This window comes from Streptomyces sp. NPDC096323, from assembly GCF_040302845.1.
GTDB lineage: Bacteria > Actinomycetota > Actinomycetes > Streptomycetales > Streptomycetaceae > Streptomyces.
Window position 1 is genome coordinate 92,825 of the sequence record NZ_JBEOSI010000004.1, and the last position, 21,679, is coordinate 114,503.

The 21,679-nt window shown below is 70.6% G+C and carries 14 protein-coding genes, 1 tRNA gene and 1 pseudogene; 1 reads left to right on the top strand and 15 read right to left on the bottom strand.

What is annotated here, in order from left to right; all coding sequences use genetic code 11:
- Positions 1-159 precede the first annotated feature (159 nt).
- The 3 genes from ABTX18_RS11770 to ABTX18_RS11780 form a co-directional block, all read right to left on the bottom strand.
- Complete coding sequence (locus ABTX18_RS11770; RefSeq protein WP_352122570.1) at positions 160-2,301, bottom strand: ABC transporter permease; 2,142 nt, start codon at positions 2,299-2,301, stop codon at positions 160-162.
- 113 nt (positions 2,302-2,414) lie between these two features.
- Positions 2,415-3,134 carry an ABC transporter ATP-binding protein gene (locus tag ABTX18_RS11775; protein ID WP_503061128.1) on the bottom strand — a complete coding sequence of 240 codons (720 nt, stop codon included), beginning with the start codon at positions 3,132-3,134 and terminating at the stop codon, positions 2,415-2,417.
- Between the two features lie 77 nt (positions 3,135-3,211).
- The gene (locus ABTX18_RS11780; RefSeq protein WP_352122572.1) at positions 3,212-3,589 is read right to left on the bottom strand and encodes a hypothetical protein; all 378 of its coding nucleotides are present in this window, start codon (positions 3,587-3,589) and stop codon (positions 3,212-3,214) included.
- Between the two features lie 525 nt (positions 3,590-4,114).
- Between ABTX18_RS11780 and ABTX18_RS11785 the strand changes: the two are divergent.
- Positions 4,115-4,736, top strand: a pseudogene (locus ABTX18_RS11785) (site-specific integrase); the annotation flags it as partial.
- Between the two features lie 129 nt (positions 4,737-4,865).
- On the opposite strand, the gene ABTX18_RS11790 reads toward ABTX18_RS11785, so the two are convergent.
- From ABTX18_RS11790 to ABTX18_RS11845, 12 genes are all read right to left on the bottom strand, one after another.
- Positions 4,866-4,939 (bottom strand) — tRNA-Thr (locus ABTX18_RS11790).
- Between the two features lie 98 nt (positions 4,940-5,037).
- The gene (locus ABTX18_RS11795) at positions 5,038-6,588 is read right to left on the bottom strand and encodes an alpha/beta hydrolase (RefSeq protein WP_352122573.1); all 1,551 of its coding nucleotides are present in this window, start codon (positions 6,586-6,588) and stop codon (positions 5,038-5,040) included.
- Between the two features lie 115 nt (positions 6,589-6,703).
- The gene (locus tag ABTX18_RS11800) at positions 6,704-7,909 is read right to left on the bottom strand and encodes a DNA polymerase III subunit delta' (RefSeq protein WP_352122574.1); all 1,206 of its coding nucleotides are present in this window, start codon (positions 7,907-7,909) and stop codon (positions 6,704-6,706) included.
- A 239-nt stretch (positions 7,910-8,148) separates the two neighbouring features.
- Positions 8,149-11,382 (bottom strand): dTMP kinase, encoded by a 3,234-nt coding sequence (gene tmk / locus ABTX18_RS11805; RefSeq protein ID WP_352122575.1) that lies wholly within the window; start codon positions 11,380-11,382, stop codon positions 8,149-8,151.
- 345 nt (positions 11,383-11,727) lie between these two features.
- On the bottom strand, positions 11,728-14,586 hold the full coding sequence (gene topA / locus ABTX18_RS11810) for a type I DNA topoisomerase (RefSeq protein ID WP_352122576.1): 2,859 nt from the start codon (positions 14,584-14,586) through the stop codon (positions 11,728-11,730).
- Between the two features lie 323 nt (positions 14,587-14,909).
- On the bottom strand, positions 14,910-15,107 hold the full coding sequence (locus tag ABTX18_RS11815; protein ID WP_352122577.1) for a hypothetical protein: 198 nt from the start codon (positions 15,105-15,107) through the stop codon (positions 14,910-14,912).
- Between the two features lie 176 nt (positions 15,108-15,283).
- Entirely contained in the window at positions 15,284-16,117 is an 834-nt protein-coding gene (locus ABTX18_RS11820; protein ID WP_352122578.1) for an ABC transporter permease, read from the bottom strand.
- 61 nt (positions 16,118-16,178) lie between these two features.
- On the bottom strand, positions 16,179-16,970 hold the full coding sequence (locus ABTX18_RS11825) for an ABC transporter permease (RefSeq protein WP_352122579.1): 792 nt from the start codon (positions 16,968-16,970) through the stop codon (positions 16,179-16,181).
- Positions 16,967-18,067, bottom strand: a complete 1,101-nt coding sequence (locus ABTX18_RS11830) for an ABC transporter ATP-binding protein (RefSeq protein ID WP_352122580.1) — start codon at positions 18,065-18,067, stop codon at positions 16,967-16,969. The genes ABTX18_RS11825 and ABTX18_RS11830 overlap by 4 nt, the downstream gene beginning before the upstream one ends.
- Positions 18,068-18,149: 82 nt before the next feature.
- Positions 18,150-19,157, bottom strand: coding sequence for a helix-turn-helix domain-containing protein (locus ABTX18_RS11835; RefSeq protein WP_352122581.1), 1,008 nt, complete (start codon positions 19,155-19,157; stop codon positions 18,150-18,152).
- Positions 19,154-20,689: a DUF7059 domain-containing protein gene (locus ABTX18_RS11840; protein ID WP_503061129.1), complete on the bottom strand. Its 1,536-nt coding sequence runs from the start codon at positions 20,687-20,689 to the stop codon at positions 19,154-19,156. The genes ABTX18_RS11835 and ABTX18_RS11840 overlap by 4 nt, the downstream gene beginning before the upstream one ends.
- A 123-nt stretch (positions 20,690-20,812) precedes the next feature.
- Positions 20,813-21,439 carry a small secreted protein gene (locus ABTX18_RS11845; RefSeq protein WP_352122583.1) on the bottom strand — a complete coding sequence of 209 codons (627 nt, stop codon included), beginning with the start codon at positions 21,437-21,439 and terminating at the stop codon, positions 20,813-20,815.
- Positions 21,440-21,679: the final 240 nt, after the last annotated feature.

Below are 21,679 nucleotides of genomic sequence, written 5' to 3' on the forward strand. Positions count from 1 at the left end.
TCCGATCACGCATCGCTCACGCAGAACATCGCTGTTGACTGCGCGAGTGATGCGTGACCGGGTCCCGCATCGCGACCGCCAACCGGGCGGCTGGGCCGTTTCGAGCTCGGCAGTGTACATAGACCAGGGTGGTCCGCAGCCGCCCAGGACTCGCGGCTGTCAGTCCCCGCGCGGGCGCCAGCGACGGGCCTGTCGCACCGCGACCGTGCTTGCCCACAACCACATGAGAGCCCCGACGGCCAGGACGGTAGTCGCAGCCGCCATGGTCAACTCGTTGGTGAGGAAGGCGTCGTCGCTTGTGGAGACCGGGTCCGCGAGGCCGGCTGCTACAGCATTCCCAGCAAGGGCCGCCAAGAGGAGCGGCATCAGGACGGACCAGCCGGCACTCGTGCGGAAGACGCGGAGTCCACCGGTGAGCACGGTCAGCGGTGCGAGTGCCCGGCCGTGACGGAGGAACTCCGCCATGGCCGTCAGGCCGGCAGTGACCGTGAGCACAGCGACGCCGATCAGACCCAGCAAGGTACTCCAACGCCCCTGGTCCCGGTTGGGGGTGCCGGCGGTCAGCTCATCCTCGCCCGGGGCACTGGCCCGCGCTCCACGCGGGAGCACCTCGTGGGCCAGCTGCTTGACAGCGGCGACGGGGACGGCCGCCCCGTCACGACGTACAAGCACGAGAGAGGAATTCTCGGCGGATGAGGCTGCGCGGTGAGCGAATTCACGAAGGTCGGTACGGCGGACCTCCATCACCAGGGTGTCGTGCGGGGTCCATCTGATCAGCTCTCGCAGTCTGGGGTCTTGCGGCGCCCCGTCGATGCGGGCTGAGAGTGCAGGGCACTGGAGGTGCAGGGCGGCCAGGGCCGGGCAGTCGCCGTAGAGCCTCATAGGGCCTGTGCCACCACTGCCGCCGCCCGACCCCGCTAGGAGGAGGGCTTCGGTGTTGTCCGGCAGCCGGTTCAGGAACGTGGTCATGGCCCCGTCCGACACCTTGCCCCGGACACCGACGGACAGCGCGCTCCTCCCTATTCGATCGAGAGTGTGCTGCGCGTCCGCGCTCTGTGAGCCGAACAGCCCCTGCCAGGCGACCGCTTGCAGGAGAACGATCAATGCCACCGTAATGCCGGTGATCAACCGAGCGGTGCTGCCCGGATAGGTGTTCGCACGGCGCCCTGCCACGAGAGTTCCGGCCAGACCGCGTGACTGCCCCCAGCGGGCGATGATCCGCCCAGCAGCCGCGGTGGCGACCGCCATGGCCGCCGGAAGCGTCAGGACCGTACCCGCAATGCCTGCCCAGCTGACCAGAGCCCGCGGCCCGGAGTCGGATCCGACGAAGTCAGGCCCCCGCACAGCCACCAGGAACATGACGGGGAACAGCGCGGCAAGGCGCGGCAGCCAGGCGGAGGCGACCTGGCTGTAAGGCCGTGTACCCATCGCGCCCCGACGCGGGGCCAGCTCGGCCACGACAACAGCCGCGAGGACCGCCACAAGGACCGCAACGGGTACGAATACGACCCACCAGCCGTACTGACGCAGATATCCGGAAGACAGAACGTATCCGGTGAATGGAATGCGAAGGTCATCGAGCATGGCCCACGCCACAGCCGCCCCGCCGAGCAACGCGCCGGCCAGGACCGGTTGCCCTGCCTCGCCGACGGCCACCAGGGCGCGATCCGTCCGCCGGCCGCCGAGCGCGGCAACCAGAGCGGTCCTGCGGTCGCGGGCATGAGCCCCCGTGCGCACAGCGATCAGCAGCAGCGCCAGGCCCGGCAAGCCGACCATGCCGCCCACGGCAGACAGGAACATCCACTCGGACTTGTCATCCACGCGCCCCGAGCCGGGCTCCAGACCAGGCGCGAACAGCCCGTCGGCCGCCGGCCCGAACCCGGCGATGACTTCGCTCGGCCGTTTGTCGCTGAGGCCATCACGGGGGCGGACATAGGCGAGCCATTCCGTCGGCTCGTCGAGGCCGGACATCTTGATGGTGCCGGCCAGTTCGCCGTAGCGGTGATCGATACCCTCGGCCGCCCCTGCCTTCCTCAAGGCCGGCGACAGCACGGCCTCCCCGGGCGCCGGCCATCGCTCCACGCCCGGCGGCAGCGGCGCATCACCCTCGTGCGGGGCCAGGAACACGACGCTGAAACGCCGCTCGTTCACAAGCGAGTCGGAGGCCACCAACCCCATGGTGGAACCCTGGCCGCCGGCGTGCTGCTGAACCACCGGAGTTCGCGCAACCCGGCGCTCCTCCTTGCCCACATACACGGCATGGACCGCTGCCAGACCGGCCAACGTGACGGACAGGACCACCGTGGCAAGAAGCAGAGCAACAACGCGGACGCCCCCCGCCTCCGCCCGTCGACCGGCAGCCCGCCCAACCGCCAGGAGCCGCCGGGGAAGGCTGCCCGCTCCTGCGCCGACCATCACTGCGCCCCACCTGCAACGGCCGACTCCAGGACTCCGGCCGAAAGGTGCAACGTCCGGTCCGCCCGGGCGGCAATGCCCGGGTCGTGGGTGACCACCAAAAGTCCGCACGCGTACTGTCGCGGCAAGTCGAACAGCAACTCTGCGGTCTTGTCCCGGGCCTCGGAGTCCAGCGCGCCCGTGGGCTCGTCCGCCAGCAGCAACGCCGGCTCGTTGATGAGCGCGCGGGCCACCGCCGTGCGCTGCCGCTCTCCACCGGAGAGCTCCTGGCTCGTCGCAGCTCGCGGAACCCCCAGCTCATCGAGGAGCCGCTGAGCCCGCTCACGCACCTCACGACCGCGACCGCCACGGGCCAGCAGTGCAGCCAGGTACACATTGTCCAGGGGACTCAGTTCCGGGAGAAGCTCACCGAACTGGAAGACCATGCCTATGGACTGAGCACGCAAACGGGCCAGTTTCGCCTGCCGAAGGCCGGTGACAGCCGCACCGGTCACAGCCACCGATCCGCTGTCGGGCTTGATCAGACCGAGCACGCATGACAGAAGCGTGCTCTTTCCGGATCCGCTCGGCCCCGTCACAGCGACGGACTCACCCGCCCTCAGCGAGAGCGAGAGGCCGCCGAACAGGGTTCGCCCACCTATCGCATAGCCGAGGCCGGCTATCTCCAGTACTGGCTGCGGTTCCGCCGCCTGACCATGTGCCGTGCCCACTTGTCCCATCCTCACCGTGCGCTGTCCCCCGACATGCGGTAGCGGTGGGGCGGCGCCCCAGAGCACCCCACCGCATATTTACTGCCTCAGTGCCCGTCGCCAGGACGGTCGTCCTGACCGCAACGGTCCGGCGTGTTGTTGAGGTTGACGCAAGCGGTCACCTTGGAGATGTAGTTGGCGTAGTCGCCGGTCGTGTACACCGTGTTTCCCACACCGCTGCTGTTGTTCAAGCGCAGACCTGTGTTGTACCGCTTGTCGTACAGGCTGTACACGGCGTCCCCATCCTCGACCGTGTCCTTGAGCGCCATAGACGAGTTGGGCTCGATACTCCACGTCGACGCACCAGTGGTGACCGAGTACAGGTCTTCTCCGGCGCCGCCGGCATAGGCCGAGCCGACCCCGGAGAGAGCGACCGCGGCAACGCCGCCCACCAAGATCTTGCCGACATTCTTGCTTATTGACAAAATTTCCCCCGTTGTTGGGCGTCACCAGAACTGCGGCCACCCACAGCAATTCATCACTCGCCGCGACCGCATCGCCACGTTGCCATCGCGGCGACCGAGCTTCAACCCCCTTCACTCCCGCAACCGGAAGCTCGCTGCCCACTTCAATTACCGTCCGCACCATCTCCCACTCAGAATGACTACATCGGGTGAAATCGCGCACACATTAAACACACCCAGTAACCTCGAATTCACGTGTTACTTGGATTACACTAGAATTTGGCCACACCTTTCGGCCACGTCCCGCATCTCGCATCTTCGCAACGGATTCGGGCTCCACGCCGGGGCAGAAAGCGTGCATCACAACGGCCATCCAATCTCGCTTCCCCCAGCTCAGCGACCTATGGCATACGATTCTTACGCCGTAAAATCCACCCCCTGCCGCGCAGTTCGCCCGCTCATTGCTCACGTAACTCCGCGAAAATGAGTCACCGGCGCGACACTATGGCCTGAATCTTCCTGTCGGACCTGTCCGCGCACGGTGCGACCGGCGCCTTCCTCGACTTCGTCGCCGAGGACCGGCTATACGCGATGTGGCACCTGATCGCCTTCCGGGGCCTGCGCCGTGGCGAGGCGTGCGGGCAGCCGTGGTCGGAGACGAATCTCGACACCCACTTCCTTACCGTCTCTTCCCAGCTCGTCCAGGACGGCTGGGAAGTGGAGGCGATCAGACCCCAAGACCGACAGCGGTTCCCGCGTGGTCGCCCTCGACGACGACACCGTCGACGTCCTGAGGCGACACCGCGAGCGGCAGGACAAGGACCGCGAGAAGTGGGGCACGGCCTGGGTCGAGACTGGCCACGTCTTCACGCAGGAGGACGGCTCCTGGCTCCACCCCGGCGAGGTGACCGACCTCTTCGAGCGCTTGGTTGCCGCTTCCGGCCTCCCGCCGATCCGCCTGCACGATCTGCGACACGGCGCGGCCACCCTCATGCTCGCCGCCGACATCGACATCGACATCAAGATCGTGTCGGACACCCTCGGGCACAGCGACACCCGGATCACGCGTGACATCTACCAGAGCGTGCTCCCCCACGTGGGCAAGAGCCCCGCCGAGGCGACAGCGAAGCTCGTCCCCCTCCAGCGCAAGGCCGAGGCCGAGAAGTAGGTCCCCGAGCGACTCCGCTCACGCAAGCACTTCCACGGCATCCCCGCCGTGCGGCTCCCCATGCCCGATTCCGCCCCGGCAAAAGCAAAAGCCCCAGGTCACGGCGAGTGAGTCCTGAGGCTTAAGCGGAGCCGCCTTCGGGATTCGAACCCGAGACCTACGCATTACGAGTGCGTTGCTCTGGCCAACTGAGCTAAGGCGGCACGCCCTGTCGCACCATGGTGCGATCAGCAGCGTCGCCAAGTCTACACAGTTTCGAGGAGTGCTCCGTACCGGGCCGTTCCCCCGCCTCCGCCGCAGGTCAGGAGCACTTCTTGCCGTCCTCCGGCGCGGTGCCGTCCAGGAGGTACGTGTTGATCGCCGTGTCGATGCAGTCGCTGCCGCGGCCGTACGCCGTGTGCCCGTCACCCTCGTAGGTGAGGAGGGTGCCCGAGGAGAGCTGGCCGGCGAGGGACCGGGCCCACTTGTACGGGGTCGCCGGGTCCCGGGTGGTGCCGACGACCACGATGGGGGCGGCGCCCTCGGCCTTGACGGGGTGCGGGGTGCCGGTGGCGGGGACCGGCCAGTAGGAGCAGTTCAGGGAGGCCCAGGCGAAGCCCTTCCCGAAGACCGGCGAGGCCTTCTCGAAGGTGGGCAGGGCCTGGGTGACCGCCTGGGAGGTGGCGAAGGCGGGCGGGGAGTCGAGGCAGTTCACGGCCGCGTTGGCGTACATGAGATTCGTGTACGTACCGTTCGGCTCGCGCTCGTAGTAGCTGTCCGCCAGGGAGAGCAGGCCCGAGCCGTCGCCCGCCTTGGCGCCGGTCAGCGCCTCTCGCAGCTGGGGCCAGGCCGTCTCGTCGTACATGGCCGCGATGACGCCCGTGGTGGCGAGGGATTCACCGAGCTTGCGGGACTCGCCGGTGGCGATCGGCCGCGCGTCGAGGTCGCTGAACAGCTTCTTCAGGTTCACCGCCGCGTCGGCGGCGGATGCTGTGCCGAGGGGGCAGTCCGTCTTCTTCACGCAGTCCGCCGCGAAGGACTGGAACGCCGTCTCGAAGCCGGCGGTCTGGTCCCGGTTCATCTCGGCCGACGGGAGCGAGGGGTCCATCGCGCCGTCGAGAACAAGACGCCCCGCCCGCGCGGGGAAGAGGTCGGCGTATGTCGCGCCCAGGAACGTTCCGTACGAGGCGCCGACGTAGTGCAGTTGATCGTCTCCGAGCAGTGCCCGCAGCATGTCCATGTCGCGGGCCGTCTCCACGGTCGAGACGTGCGGCAGGATCTCGCCCGAGCGCTGCTCGCAGCCCGTGGCGAACTTCTTGAAGGCGCTGCTCAGCTTCGTGACCTCGACGGCGTCGTCGGGAGTCTGGTCGACCTGTGTGTAGGCGTCCATCTGTGAACCGGTGAGGCATTCGACGGGTTCGCTGCGCGCCACTCCGCGCGGGTCGATGGCGACCATGTCGTAGCGGGCGCGCACCGGGGCGGGGTAACCGATCGCTGCGTACCCCTGGAGGTAGCCGATGGCCGATCCGCCGGGACCGCCCGGGTTGACCAGGAGGGAGCCGATCCGCTTGCCGGGCCCGGTGGCCCTCTTGCGGGAGACCGCCAGTTTGATCTCGCCACCGTCCGACTTCGCGTAATCGAGCGGCGCCTTCATCGTGGTGCACTGGAATCCGGTGACACCGCAGTCCCGCCATTTCAGGTGCTGCGCGTAGAACGGCTTCAGCGCCGCCGGCACGGCGGAGGGTGAGGCCGAGTCCGCCTGCGCGGGCGAGGAGGCGCCGGCCGTCGAACTCCCGTCGGTACAGCCGGAGATGAGGAGGCCGGCAGTGCCGAGCGCAAGGGCGAGGGTGCGGAGCGGGCGCCTGGTGTGCATGTCCGGAGCGTAGCCGCCGGGCGTCGGCTCGTCCGATTCCCTGCTCTTTCGGGTGATTCGACGGCCGGTCGGGCCGCGCCGCGATGACGTCAGGCAACCGGGCGTGATCCGCGTCTCAGCCCGCCCGCAGCGCCATCGTCATCGCCTCCACCGCGAGCAGCGGGGCCACGTTGCGGTCCAGGGCCCGGCGGCAGGCGGTCACCGCCTCTATCCGGCGCAGGGTGCGCTCAGGCGTGGAGGAACGGGCGATGCGGTCGAGGGAGTCCTGGGCGTCCGCGTTGGCGATGGCGATCCGGGATCCCAGCTGCAGGGCGAGCACATCGCGGTAGAACCCGATGAGTTCGGTGAGCGCCAGATCGAGGCTGTCGCGCTGCGTACGGGTCTTGCGGCGCTTCTGCCGGTCCTCCAGATCCTTCATCACCCCTGCCGTGCCCCGCGGCATCCGCCCCCCGGCGGAGGCGCCGAGGGCGGCCTTCATGTCCTCCGTCTCCTTGACGTCGACATCCTCCGACGCCTGCTTCGCGTCATCGGTGGCGGTATCGATCAGCTCCTGGGCGGCCTTGAGGCAGCCGCCGATGTCCTCGACCCGCAGCGGAAGCTTCAGGACGGCCGCTCTGCGGGCACGCGCCCGCTCGTCGGTGGCGAGGCGGCGGGCCCTGCCGATGTGCCCCTGAGTGGCGCGGGCGGCGGCCGCGGCCCGCTCCGGATCGATGCCGTCGCGGCGGATCAGGACATCTGCGACGGCGTCCACCGACGGAGTACGCAGGGTGAGGTGGCGGCACCGCGACCGGATCGTCGGCAGCACGTCCTCCAGAGAGGGCGCGCAGAGCAGCCACACCGTGCGCGGCGCGGGCTCCTCGACCGCCTTGAGCAGGACGTTGCCCGCGCCCTCGGTGAGGCGGTCGGCGTCCTCCATGACGATGACCTGCCAGCGCCCGACGGCAGGCGAGAGCTGGGCGCGGCGGACCAGCTCGCGGGTCTCCTTCACACCGATGGACAGCAGATCCGTACGGATGACGTCGACATCGGCGTGCGTACCGATGAGGCTCGTATGGCAGCCGTCGCAGAAGCCGCAGCCCGGCGCCCCGCCCAGGGCACGGTCCGGGCTGGTGCACTGCAGAGCGGCGGCGAACGCCCGGGCGGCGGTGGACCGGCCCGAACCCGGGGGGCCGGTGAACAGCCAGGCGTGGGTCATCCGCGAACCGGGCGGCACCGGCTCTCCCGCGGAATGGGCGGTGACCAGCGCGTCGGCATCCCGGGCGGCGGCACCGAGCTGCTCCTGCACGCGCTCCTGGCCGACCAGGTCGTCCCATACGGACATGAGTCACCGCCCTTCCGGTGGTGTGCGGCCGCGTCGGCGTTCCGTAAAACGGCGGTGCGGCTCCGTGTGGTTCATGTCATGGCTGTCGCCGCGACGAGAACCGTGACGTTCGTCGATCCGGCTTCCATTGTGAGGGACGGGTCTGACATCGATGCCGATACCGAGCGTGCGGTGGCCGAGCGGTCCTTACGCCGATGGCCCCGCGCCTCTGCGCGCGGGGCCATCGGCGGCCGACCCGGTCAGCGGCGGCGTCCCCGGCCCCTGGGCTCGGGGCCCTCGTCGTCGTGATCGCCGAGCAGCTCGTCGGCCAGCGTGGGCAGATCGTCCAGCGGGGTCTCCTCCGCCCAGTCCGGGCGCGGGCGACGCGACCGGCCGGAGGGCTCCTGCTGATCCCGGTCCGCGGGCGGGTTCGCGTGCGGGTCGGTGATCTGCGGCAGCTCGCGGGTGCGCTCGTTCTCGCCCTCCGGTGCGGAGTCCGCCGGCCGCTCGTCCCGGAAGATGCCGCGCGGCACCCGGTCAGCGGGATCGGCGCCGCGCCCGGGGTTCCGGCCGGTGCCCCGGCCCTCGTCCCGTACCGGCGGAAGGACCGCCGTCTCGTCCGCGGAGCCCGGGTGCCCGGACGCGTCGGAGAACTTCGGGATCATCGTCGTCTCGGCCTCGTCGGAAGGCCAGGGCGCGGACGACGACGCGCCGCGGGGACGCCCGGAGCCGGACTGCGGGTCCACCGGTGAAGGCACCGGCTGCGTGATCTCGTTCGGGTTGACGATCGGAGTCGGCACCGTCAGCTCGTTGTCCGGCACGGACGGCGAGGACGACTCGGACCGCGAGGACGACTCGGACCGCGAGGACGATGAGGGCTGCGACGCGTCACGCGAAGCCCTCGCCTCCGCGGCCGCCGCCGCCTCGGCCTCCGCCTGCCTGCGCGCTGCCTCGGCCCGGAGCAGTGCCTCCTCCGCCTTGCGCTGCTTCTCCAGGCGCCGGGCCTCCGCCTCCTGGCGGAGCCGGGCCTCCTCCGCGGCCTGCCTGCGCAGCCGCGCCTGCTCGGCCTCGCGGACCGCGTCCTCCGCCTCGATCCGGGCGCGCTCCTCCTCGGCGATCCGGCGGGCCTCCTCGGCGCGCTGCCGGGCCTCCTCCGCCTGGCGTTCCGCCTCGCGACGGCGCGCTTCCTCCTCCTCGCGGCGCTTGCGCTCCTCCTCCTCGGCGCGGAGCTTGGCGAGCTGCTCCTGCCGCTCGCGCTCCAGGCGCTCCTCCTCCGCCTTGCGCGCGGCCTCCTCCTCGGCGAGGCGCCTGGCCTCCTCCTCGGCGGCCTTGCGCGCCTCTTCCCGGGCCTTGATCTCGGCCTCGGAGAGCGGAAGGAGCTGGTCGAGCCGGTGACGTACGACCGTGGTGATCGCCTCCGGTTCCTGGCCGGCGTCCACCACCAGGTAGCGCGTCGGGTCGGCGGCGGCCAGGGTCAGGAAGCCGGCGCGCACGCGGGCGTGGAACTCGGGCGGCTCGGACTCCAGCCGGTCGGGCGCCTCGGTGAACCGTTCCCTCGCGGTCTGCGGGTCGACGTCCAGCAGAACCGTCAGATGCGGCACGAGCCCACTCGTCGCCCAGCGCGAGATCCGGGCGATCTCGGTCGGCGCGAGATCGCGGCCCGCACCCTGGTAGGCGACGGACGAGTCGATGTAGCGGTCGGAGATGACGATCGCGCCCCGCTCAAGCGCCGGGCGTACGACCGAGTCGACGTGCTCGGCGCGGTCGGCGGCGTACAGCAGGGCCTCGGCCCGGTTGGACAGCCCGGCCGACGACACGTCGAGCAGGATCGAACGCAGCCGCTTGCCGACGGGGGTGGCACCCGGTTCACGGGTGACGACGACCTCGTGGCCCTTGGCGCGGATCCACTCGGCGAGCGCCTCCACCTGGGTGGACTTGCCTGCCCCGTCACCCCCCTCCAGGGCGAGGAAGAAGCCGGTCGCGGCGGGCGCGACCGCGGGGTCCCCGCCCCGCAGCGCCTCCCGCAGATCGCGGCGGAGCGGCACCCCGGAGCGGTCGTCCGTCTTCGCGAGGACGATCGCGGCGACCGGCAGCAGCAGGGCGCCGATGAGCATCAGGGTGAAGGCGGCACCGCCGTGCGCGAAGACGAAGTCGCCCGCGGTGAGCCGGTGGGTGCCGATGGCGGCGGCCACCAACGGGCCGCCGACCGCGCCGAGCGCGATCAGGACCCGGACGACGGCCTGGAGGTGCTCGGTGGTCCGGATCCGGCGGAATTCCTCGGTCTCCTGGTCGACGAGCACATGGCCGGTGTTCGCGGCGACGCCCGCCGCGTATCCGGCGAGCACGGCGATCAGGACGACGGTCGCCGTGTCCGGCACCAGGCCCATCACCAGGAGGGCGACTCCGGTGACGGCGGTGGCCAGGGAGAGCAGCCGCCGTCGCGACAGGGTCGGCAGCACCTTCTGCGCGGTCCGGATGCCGACTCCCGTGCCGCCGGTCAGGGCGAGGATCAGCAGGGCGAAGGTGGCGGGGCCGCCGCCGAGGTCCGCGGCGTGCAGCACGGCGACGGCGGCCGCGGCCGCGATCGCTCCGGCGACCGCGGCGCACGTCGCGACGATCAGCGGGACCGCTCCGGTACGGCCCTTGTCCGGTCCGCTGCCGGCGGACGGACGCCGCAGCCCCTCCAGGGGCGAGCGCGGACGGGGCGTCGGCGTACCGGGGAGTTCCAGGAAGTACAGGGTGGAGACGGATGCGGAGAACAGCCCGGCCGCGACGTACGAGCCGAGGGCCGCCTGATGGAACGAGAACCATTCCAGGCCCGAGCCCAGCAGATTGCCGATCAGGGTGGCGACCAGCAGAACGGCCGCGGCGGCGGGAACGGCCGCGAAGTCCGTACGCAGGGACAGCCGGCGCAGAGCGTCGAGGTGATCCGGCAGCGGACGCACGGCGGCGCCCTCGATCGGTGGGGCGGGCAGCAGTGCGGGGGCCGCGCCGTCCTTCGCGATCGTCCACAGGCGCTCACCGGCACCGGTCAGGAAGACAGTGACGAGAATCATCATGAGCGCCCTGTCGGGCATCCAGTCGATCCACAGGGGCGCGATGACCAGCAGCGCGAGCCGGAGCCCGTCGGCGCCGATCATCAGCCATCGCCGGTCGAGGGGCCCTCCCGGCGCCGTCAGGGCCGTCAGCGGCCCCAGGAGTACGGCTCCGAAGAGCAAGGTGGAAATAATCCGGGCCCCGAAGACGGCGGCGACGGCAAAGGCCGCCCCGCGGTATCCGGCCCCGAATGAGCCCTCAAGGACCGCCGCTTGCAGCGACAGCAACACCAGCACGAGAAGGGCGAGTGCATCGCCGGTACTGCCGACGAGCTGGGCGCTCCACAACCGCTTCAGCGGGGGAACACGCAACAGGGCTCGTACGGCGCGCTCGCGTGAGTCTGCGGCAAGTGTGTCGGAGGTGGGGCTCACGACCGTTGGCTGCTCGGCTCGCGTCATCCGCCCAGCCTATCGGGAGCGGGCCGGTGCCCGGGGGCCGCGTCCGAACATACGACCACAGACCCCTCCTCCACCCAGCCTCGCCGGTCTCCAGCCCCACCGGCGATTGAGGCACGGGGGTCCGGGGGCGGAGCCCGCACCCCCCAGCCCCACCGGCGATTGAGGCGCGAGGGTCCGGGGGCGGAGCCCCCGGTTACGGGAAGGGGCGGACAGGGGACAAGGCCCGCCGCAGGCGCCCACACCCCACCCGTACAGCCACCCCACCCCGCCAGAAACGCGGCAACGCCGGAGGGGCTGGACACCCGTCCAGCCCCTCCGGCGTTCAAGAGCCCAAGGCCCCGGCGCTCAGTCCTCCGCAGACGCCGAAGAAGAAGCCGCCTTCTTCGCCGTCGTCTTCTTGGCCGGAGCCTTCTTCGCCGCAGTCGTCTTCTTGGCAGCGGCGGCCGTCGTCTTCTTCGCGGCCGTCGCCGTCTTCTTCGCCGCGGTCGCCTTCTTGGCCGGTGCCTTCTTCGCCGTTTTCTTCTTGGCGGGTCCCTTGGCGCGCTTCTCGGCGAGCAGCTCGTAGCCGCGCTCCGGCGTGATGTCCTCGACGCTGTCGTCGGTCCGCAGCGTCGCGTTCGTCTCGCCGTCGGTGACGTACGCGCCGAAGCGCCCGTCCTTGACGACGACCGGAGCCCCGCTCACCGGGTCCGTGCCCAGCTCCTTCAGCGGAGGCTTCGCGGCGGCCCGCCCGCGCTGCTTGGGCTGGGCGTAGATCGCGAGAGCCTCTTCGAGCGTGATGTCGAAGAGCTGGTCCTCCGAGGTGAGCGACCGCGAGTCCGTGCCCTTCTTCAGGTACGGGCCGTAGCGGCCGTTCTGCGCGGTGATCTCGACGCCTTCGGCGTCCTCGCCGACGACGCGCGGCAGCGACATGAGCTTCAGCGCGTCGGCCAGCGTCACCGTGTCCAGCGACATCGACTTGAAGAGCGAGGCGGTTCGCGGCTTCACGGCGTTCTTGCCGGTCTTCGGGGTGCCCTCGGGCAGCACCTCGGTGACGTACGGACCGTAGCGCCCGTCCCTGGCGATGATCTGGTTCCCGCTCACCGGGTCCGTACCGAGCTCGAAGTCGCCGCTCGGCTTGGCCAGCAGCTCCTCCGCGTACTCGACGGACAGCTCGTCGGGCGCCAGGTCCTCGGGGACGTCCGCGCGCTGGTGGCCCTCGGAGTCCTTCTCGCCGCGCTCGATGTACGGGCCGTACCGGCCGACCCGCAGCTTGATGTCGTTGCCGACGGGGAAGGAGGAGATCTCCCGGGCGTCGATGGCACCGAGGTCGGTGACGAGCTCCTTGAGCCCGCCGAGGTGGTCGCCGTCGCCGTTGCCCGCGTCGGAGGCCTTCCCGGCACCGGCCGCGTCGTCACCCTCCTGAGCACCGAAGTAGAAGCGCTTCAGCCACGGCACCGACTGGGCCTCACCGCGTGCGATGCGGTCGAGGTCGTCCTCCATGCGCGCCGTGAAGTCGTAGTCCACGAGCCGGCCGAAGTGCTTCTCCAGCAGGTTGACCACGGCAAACGAGAGGAACGACGGGACAAGCGCCGTGCCCTTCTTGAACACGTAGCCGCGGTCCAGGATCGTCCCGATGATCGACGCGTACGTCGACGGGCGGCCGATCTCGCGCTCTTCCATCTCCTTGACCAGCGAGGCCTCGGTGTAGCGGGCCGGCGGCTTGGTCGCGTGCCCGTCGACCGTGACCTCGTCGGCGGTCAGCGCGTCGCCCTCGGCGACCTGCGGCAGCCGGCGCTCGCGGTCGTCGAGCTCGGCGTTCGGGTCGTCGGCGCCTTCGACGTACGCCTTCATGAAGCCGTGGAACGTGATCGTCTTGCCGGACGCGGAGAACTCGGCGTCCCGTCCGTCGCTCGCCCGGCCGCCGATCTTGACGGTGACGGAGTTGCCGACCGCGTCCTTCATCTGGGAAGCGACGGTCCGCTTCCAGATCAGCTCGTAGAGCCGGAACTGGTCGCCGGTGAGTCCGGTCTCCGCAGGGGTGCGGAAGCGGTCGCCGGAGGGGCGGATCGCCTCGTGCGCCTCCTGCGCGTTCTTGACCTTGGCGGCGTACGTGCGGGGCTTGTCGGGCAGGTAATTGGCCCCGTACAACTGCGTGACCTGGGCACGGGCCGCGGAGATCGCGGTGTCCGAAAGGGTCGTGGAGTCGGTACGCATGTAGGTGATGAAGCCGTTCTCGTACAGCTTCTGCGCGACCTGCATGGTGGCCTTCGCCCCGAAGCCCAGCTTCCGGCTCGCCTCCTGCTGGAGGGTCGTCGTACGGAAGGGTGCGTACGGGGAGCGGCGGTACGGCTTCGACTCGACGGACCGCACGGCGAACGTGGAGTCGGCGAGCGCGGCGGCCAGCGCGCGGGCGTTCGCCTCGTCCAGGTGCAGGGTCTGGGCGGACCCCTGCTTCAGCTGCCCGTCAGAACCGAAGTCACGGCCCTGGGCGATACGGCGCCCGTCGACCGCGCTGAGGCGGGCGGTGAGCGTCGAGGGATCGGAAGCATCACCGGAGCGGCCGGTGGCGAAGGTGCCGGTCAGGTCCCAGTACTCGGCGGAACGGAAGGCGATGCGCTCGCGCTCCCGCTCGACGACGAGGCGGGTGGCGACGGACTGGACACGGCCCGCCGACAGCCGCGGCATGACCTTCTTCCACAGGACCGGCGAGACCTCGTAGCCGTAGAGGCGGTCGAGGATACGGCGGGTCTCCTGGGCGTCGACCATGCGCTGGTTGAGCTCGCGCGGGTTGGCGACAGCGGCCCGGATCGCATCCTTGGTGATCTCGTGGAAGACCATCCGGTGCACCGGGACCTTGGGCCTCAGCACTTCCTGCAGGTGCCACGCGATGGCTTCGCCCTCGCGGTCCTCATCGGTGGCGAGGAAGAGTTCGTCGGACTCGGCCAGGAGCTGCTTGAGCTTCCTGACCTGGGCCTTCTTGTCGGCGTTGACGACATAGATCGGCTGGAAGTCGTTCTCCACGTCGACGCCGAGACGGCGTACCTCGCCGGTGTACTCGTCCGGGACTTCGGCCGCGCCGTTCGGCAGGTCGCGGATGTGCCCGACGCTCGCCTCGACGACGTATCCGGGGCCGAGATAGCCCTTGATCGTCTTCGCCTTGGCAGGCGACTCGACGATGACGAGTCGGCGGCCGCCCTGTGCGGTCTCGCTGGTCGGGGACAACTTCGCTCTTCTCTCCGGTCGACGCTCGGTGGGCATCAGGGCAGCGCGATGGCGCTGCCGACAGTGCTGTCGCTGCGGAGTGTGACGGTACAACCCGCCCCCGTGTCAAACGGCAAAAGCCCGCAACGGCCACTCGAACGGTAACCCGACTTCCGCCATTCCTGCCGCCCGGCCCGCTCGGTCCGCCGTGTGCACGGCCGCTGCCTGCGGGTTTCGGAGGGCTGCGGCCGCCCCGCGGGTACGGGGGGCGAGGGGCGGGCAGCCCGGGCGTGTTCCGGGCGGCGCGGGCTGCCGGGGTCCGGGCGGGGCCGGAGGCGGCGGGTTCAGACGTGCGTGAGGCACCACACCCCGAGGACGAGAAAAAGTACGCCGAACACAGCGGCGAGGATGCTGGAGACGACGGGGCTCACGCCGTGCGCCACCGGCGCACGGTGCAGGACGCGCGCCCCCGTCCACAGCAGCAGTGCCGCGCCGAACAGCGCGAACGCCGTTCCGGCGAAGACAGCAGGTCCGCTCTCCATACCCGTACGCCTCCCCGTCCCGCAGCCCGGCCCGGCACGGTCTGCCCGTACGGTGCCGCCCGCCCGTTCCGGGAGGCTCCCACCGCGGCACGTCGCCGACGCGAACTCCGGGTGAACAGCCGAGCCGCGCGTGACCACCTCGGCGCGAACACGCGCGGCGGCGGCCATGGCTCAATTCACATCACGTCGAGCGTGGCGCGCCGCCTGCTGCCCCGTTCGAACACCGTCAGCAGCACGACGGCGAGCACGGCGTACCCCGCCCCCGTCACGAGTTCCGCGGCTATGGCCCTGCCGTCGAGACCGCCACCCGCGGACAACTCGCGCGCCGCGTCGGCCGCGTGGGTCATCGGCAGGACGTCCCCGACGGCCCGCATCCACTCCGGAAGGTTCGCCCTCGGCACATTCGCCCCGGTCAGAAGCAGAAGTCCCGAACCGGCCACGTTCGAGATGAGGAAGACGTCGCGGAACCGCAGCCCCAGTGCCCCCAGTGCCAGCCCGAAGGCGGAGCATCCCGCCGCGGCGGCGAGCAGGACCGCGGCCAGCCCGGGCAAGGCCCCAACCGGAATCCGCAGGCCGAGCAGCAGGCAGGCCGCCGCAAGCGTGAAGACGCTGATGACAAGGCCGTTCAGTACATACGGCAGAGCGCGGCCGAACCAGAGCGGACCCCGGTTCCGGGGACTCAGCAGCACGGCACCGAGCGTCCCGTAACGGCGTTCGTTGGCGATGGCCATCGTGCCGCCGTACACGCAGGCCGTCGAAGCGGAGATGACGGCGTTGCCGAGCAGATAGAACCGGTCGTCCGCGACGTGGAGCTCTCGTCCCAGGAAGACGAAGAACAGGAGTTGCAGCAACGGCCCGACCAGCAGGGTGCCGATGAACATGGGCGGTGTCGTCCAGTTGAAGAGGGCTCGGTAGGACAGACCGCCACCGATGACGACGAGCCGCCACGCGGAAACGGCTCTGCGGTAGGGGCCGGACGTGAAGGCGGCGTCCGGTGTGTGGGCAGACATGGGGCAACTCCTGATGTCGGGCGCGGGAAGCTTCGGCCGTGCAGGCTCCGGATGGGGGCCTTCAGGCGAGAGAGAGGGTGGCTGCGGCTCGCGCACGCTGTTCGACCCGCCCCAGGACCAGGACTGCGACCACCGCGTACAGCGCGCCGAGGGCGAGGGCCACGGCCATCGGAACCAGCACGTCGGCGGCCTGCGCCCCGCCCGAGGTCGCCGCGTGCACCGCCCGCGAGCCCCAGGTGGTGGGCAGCGCCCAGGAAACCGGCCGTGTCCAGTCCGGCAGCACGGTGACGGGCACGAGCATGCCGGACAGCAGCCACACCGGCGCATCGAGCGGGTTGGCGAGTGCGTTGGCGTTGCGCAGCAACACGAACGTGGCGGCGAGCAGCAGCCCCATCATCCCGAGCGACAGGACACACACCGGGACGGCGACCAGGAAGAGCAGCGGGTGCGCGAAGTCGAGCGGCACGTCGAAGAGCACGGCGCCCCAGATCACCGTCGTCCCCATGGCGTATGTGCCGATCACCGCGGTGGCCAGGGTGATCGGCAGCAGCACGAGCCAGAGCGGCGCGGGCGAGGCGACCAGCGTCTCGAGCGTGCCGAGCCAGCGCTGGTTCTGTACGGCTCCGCCCGATCCGAAGAGCACCGAGGACCAGATGCCCATCAGCCCCGCGCCGACGGCCGCCGTGAGCAGCCCGCCGGGGTCGTCGGCGGCGCGGAAGAGATAGACGGCGAGGGTCGCGTAGACGAGGGGTACGAGGACGGCGAAGGTGATTTCGAGCGGTGAACGGCTCATGTACGAGACGTGGGTACGCACGCCGACGACGATCAGGCGCAGGGCCCGGGCGGCGGTCACGCCGCGGCCTCGCCGGAGGACCGGACCGTCTCGGCAGGCTGAACGGGGCCGGCGGCCTCAACGGGACCGGCGACGGGAACGGACCGGGCCGCCGGTGCGACGACCGCGTCCACCACCCGAGTGCCCGTTTCGGCCTCCTCGACGATCGCGATGTAGGCGTCCTCCAGCGTGGGTTCACGTGTGACGACCCGTCCGACCCGCACTCCGTCGAGCGCCGCCAGTACCTGTCCGTGCAGCTCCGCGCCGGGTTCCGTCTGCACGATGACTGCCTGCCGGCTGCCCCGGTCCTCGGCGGCCACCCCGTGCACACCGGCCAGGGCCCGGATGCGGGCGAGTTGTTCCTCACCCGCCCCGTACGCCTCGATCTCCAGGATGCCGCGCTCCTGCACCCTGGACTTGAGCCGGTCCGGCGTGCCCAGTGCCCGGATCGTGCCGCCGGCGATGACCGCGATCCGGTCGCAGAGCTCATCCGCCTCCGCCATGTAATGGGTGGTCAGCAGTACGGTGGTCCCGCCTGACCGCAGATCCGCGACGGTGCGCCGAAGATCGCGCGCCGCCACCGGGTCCACGCCGATGGACGGTTCGTCGAGGAACAGCACGTCGGGCCGGTGCAGCAGTCCGCGCGCGATGTGCAGCCGCTGCCGCATCCCGCGCGAATACCCCTCGACGCGCTCCTTCTCCCGTCCGGTGAGGCCCACCAGGTCGAGCAGTTCGGCGATCCGCCGCTTCTGCTCGCGAGGTTCGACGGCGTACAGCTCGGCGAAGTAGCGCAGATTGTCGAGGGCGGAGAGCCGGTCGTACAGGCCCCGGTCGCCGCCGAAGACGTAGCCGATCCTGCGGCGTACGGCGACGGGGTCGGACGCCACGTCGTGGCCCAGGACCCGGGCGGTGCCGGAGGTGGGCAGCAGCAGGGTGTTGAGCATCTTGATGGTGGTGGTCTTGCCGGCGCCGTTGGGGCCGAGTAGCCCGAAGAGCTCGCCGCGCGCCACCTCGAAGGTGATCCCGCGCACGGCTTCGGTCTCGGTACGGCGCGGACGCAGGAAGCCGGTCCGGCTGGTGTAGGTGCGGCGCAGGTTCTTCGCCTCGATCGCAAGCATGGCGGGGACGCTAGGCCGGGCTATGCCGCACCCGCCATCAATTCGGGGGCAGCCGAATCGTCCCCCGCACTCCTCGTCCCCCTCAGGACACCGCGCGCAGAACGTCCTCACCGGAAAGCAGCGCGAGCAGGGCCCTGCCGGTATCCGTGAGCTGGTAGTAGACGCTGCGTCCGATCCGGTGCCGGCTGACCACGTCCGCCTCGGCGAGAACCGACAGGTGCTCGGAGACCGTGCTCGGCGCGAGCCCCAGCCGGTCGGCTATCCCGGCGGTGGTGAGCGGTCCGCCCAGCTGTCGCAGGACCGAGGCGCGGCCCCGGCCCAGCAGCAGCCCGAGCCGGTCGCCGCTCTCGGGTCGCTCCGCAGCCCGTTCGCGCAGTGCACCGGCGCCCCGTGCCTGGAAGGAGACGGTCAGGACCTCGGGGTCGTCGGTGGAGTAGAGCCGGCAGCCCTCGGCGAAGACCAGCGGGACGAGCAGCAGCCTCCGCTCGCCCGCCCGGTAATCGGCGTCGATGTGCTTCGTCAGCTCAAGGACGGGTGGTGTCCACTTGGCGCGGCCCTCCAGACCGGTGAACAGCGCGTCGATGCCCTCGGTGGCGAAGGTACGGGCTCTGATCAGGACCTCGTCCTCGACGAGCCGTCGCATCGTGGGCCAGTGCGCCGCCATCGCGCCTTCCCAGTACGCCGCGTACGCATCGGCCAGATCTGCGCAGGCCGCCTCGGGGTCCGCCAGGTACGGGCGGACGCGGGGGTGGTCCTCGAGCCCCGGATAGTGCTCGGCGACCCCTGCCCGTACGACATCGGCCGGCGTCGCCCGGACGGTGTCCAGCTCGGCCTCAACCAACGTCGCTCCGACCGGGCGTGGCAGCAGGAAGTCCGGGAAGGTGTTCGGCCCGTCGATCAGCAGCCTCAGCGCATGCGTCCGGTCGTCCTCCCGCAGCACCTCGCGGGCGCGCACCACCCACGCCTCGTACGGCCGGGAGGGGGTGCGGTGCGGCATGGCCAGGTGCAGGCTGCAGAAAGCGTCCCACAGCGGGCTGATGGCGATCCGCGTCGCGCCGAGCGACGCCTCGTCCAGCTCGATACGGATCATCCGGCCACCGGCCCGCCCGGGGGCAGCGGCTCCAGGAAGCCCTCCTCGACAAGCAGCCGGATGGCCTGCGGGGTGCGGTCACGCAGCAACACCGGGTCCTCGTTCATCAACTGGGCGATCGCGTCCAGGATCCGGCCGGCGGGCAGCGAGCCGTCGCACACGCCCGCGAATCCGGCACCGACCGCGTCGACCTTTGTCGCGCGCCGCATACCGCGGTTCTGACGCAGCACCACGTGCTCCGGGTCCTCGGCACCGGGCAGCCCCACCTGCTCCTGCACGACCTCGGCGGCCAGCGTGAAGTGCGCGGCCAGCAGCCCCGCGTCATCCTGCTCCCGCAGGTAGTCCTGGCGCGCGAAGTGAGCCTCGACGGCCGGTCCGAGCGGCTGCTCCACCGCATGCGGCCACTCCTCGATCACGATCGAGGGCTCTCCGGCGGCGGCCGCGGCGGACTTGCGCAGAGTGATCCAGCCGAAGCCGACCCCCTTCGTCCCGTGGGCGTCGAATTCGTCGAGCCAGGCGTCGTACCGCGCGGCGTACTCGGCGGGGTCCGTGCGGTGGTCACCGCTGTCGCGCAGCCACAGCTCCGCGTACTGCGTGACGTCCTGCACCTCACGCTGCACGATCCAGGCGTCGCAGCCGTACGGCACCCAGCCCCGCAGCCTGTCCTGCCACTCCTCGCCCTCCGTGTGCTGCCAGTTGGCCAGGAAGTGCGCGTAACCGCCCTCGTTGAGGTGGTCGCCGGTCTGCTGCACCAGGGTTCGGCACAGGTCGTCGCCCGCCATGCCCCCGTCGCGGTAGGTGAGGCGGGCGCCGGGCGAGATGACGAACGGCGGGTTGGAGACGATGAGGTCGTACGTATCGGTGCCGACGGGCTCGTAGAGGGAGCCCTCGCGCAGGTCGGCCGGGGCGGCGCCCGACAGGGCGAGGGTGAGCCGGGTGAAATCGAGGGCGCGTGGGTTGAGGTCGGTGGCGGTGACCCGGGTGGCGTGCTGCGAGGCGTGCAGCGCCTGGATGCCGGAGCCCGTACCGACGTCCAGGGCGGAGGCGACGGGGCGGCGGACCGTGATCCCGGCGAGGGTGGTGGAGGCCCCGCCGATGCCGAGGACGACGCCCTCCTCGTGCGAACCGATCCCGCCCGCACCGCCCACCGCGCAGCCCAGGTCGGAGACGATGAACCAGTCCTGGTCCTCCGGCCCGCTGTACGGCCGGACGTCGACGGTCGCCCGCACCTCGCCGTCCGTCTCCGTCAGCCAGCCGTCCGCCACGCACTCCTCCAGCGGCAGCACGGCGGCTGCCCGGCCGGCGGGGACGGGGCGCTGAAGGAGGAAGAGGCGCACGAGCGTGTCGAGCGGTCCGTCACCCCGCGTGGCCCGCAGCGCCGGAACCGTCTCGCTGCGGGCGAGCGCGGCGTATGCAGGTGCGCCGAGCAGGTCGAGGAGACCGTCGGCGGTGAAGGCGGCGGCGAGCAGGGCTTCGCGGAGCCGGGTCGCGTGGTCTGCTGCGGGAAGGCTGGTCTTACTCACATGCCCCATTGTGACGGCTCCCACTGACAACGGCAGCGGCCCGGCGGCCCTTCGGGGCTGCCGGGCCGGTCGCCGGGCCGCTGCGACTTCCTGCTGCGACTTCTTGTGACGACTTCCTGTCAGGACTTCCTGTCAGGACTTCTTGCTGGGCGAGGCGGACGCCTCCTTCGAGGGCGTCGCCTCCTTCGACGCGGCGGCCGAGGGCGATGCCGAGGCCGTCGGCTTCTGGCAGCCCTTCTGCTTGGCCATCGCGGCGCCGACCTCGCCGGACTGGAGCTTCTTCAGCGCCTGGTCGCCATTGGTGCTGATCTTGTTCAGCTCGTCGGCGATGCCCTTGAGACCGTCGGCGAACTTCGCCTGGTCCTTGGTGTTCAGGTCGTCGACCTTCTTCTGCAGATTCGCATAGGCCACGGAGGAGGCGTTGAGTTCCTTCACCGCCTCCTTCTGCGTCGTCTCGCCGTCGTCGACCGGCGGCGGACCCGCCGAGTCGACAGCCGTGCCCAGCGCCTTGTAGGCCTGCGAGATCTGCTGGAAGGCGGCCGAGTCGGTCTCCTGGACGTCGGCGGGCTTGCTGTTGTCGGCCGTCTGCTGCTGGATCGAGGCGTTGGCGTTCGCGATCTTCTGCAGCTGTGGCTGGACCTGGTCACAGACCTTCTTGGCCCAGTCGTTCACCTTGTCGTCGCTGTCGTCGCTGCAGCCCGACAGCGTAAGTACCAGTACCGCACCGCCGGACAGCGCGGCCGCAAGCTTCTTGTTCACCGGATTGGTCCCTTCCAAGGCTCTCGGCCCCGGAACTTACACGCCGAGCACCCTCCATCCGGGTGTCGGGCGTCCGGTGGATGCCCTTTTGCAGCCATTTGCACCAAGGGAAATGAGGGAGATACCACTCACCCGCACGGCCGCCGAGCACGGGAACGCCTGAACGAGTTATCACTCGTGCGGACATCCGAACGGGCGGACCCGGCATCAGAATGCCGTGGCCGCCCGTCCCCTGACGAG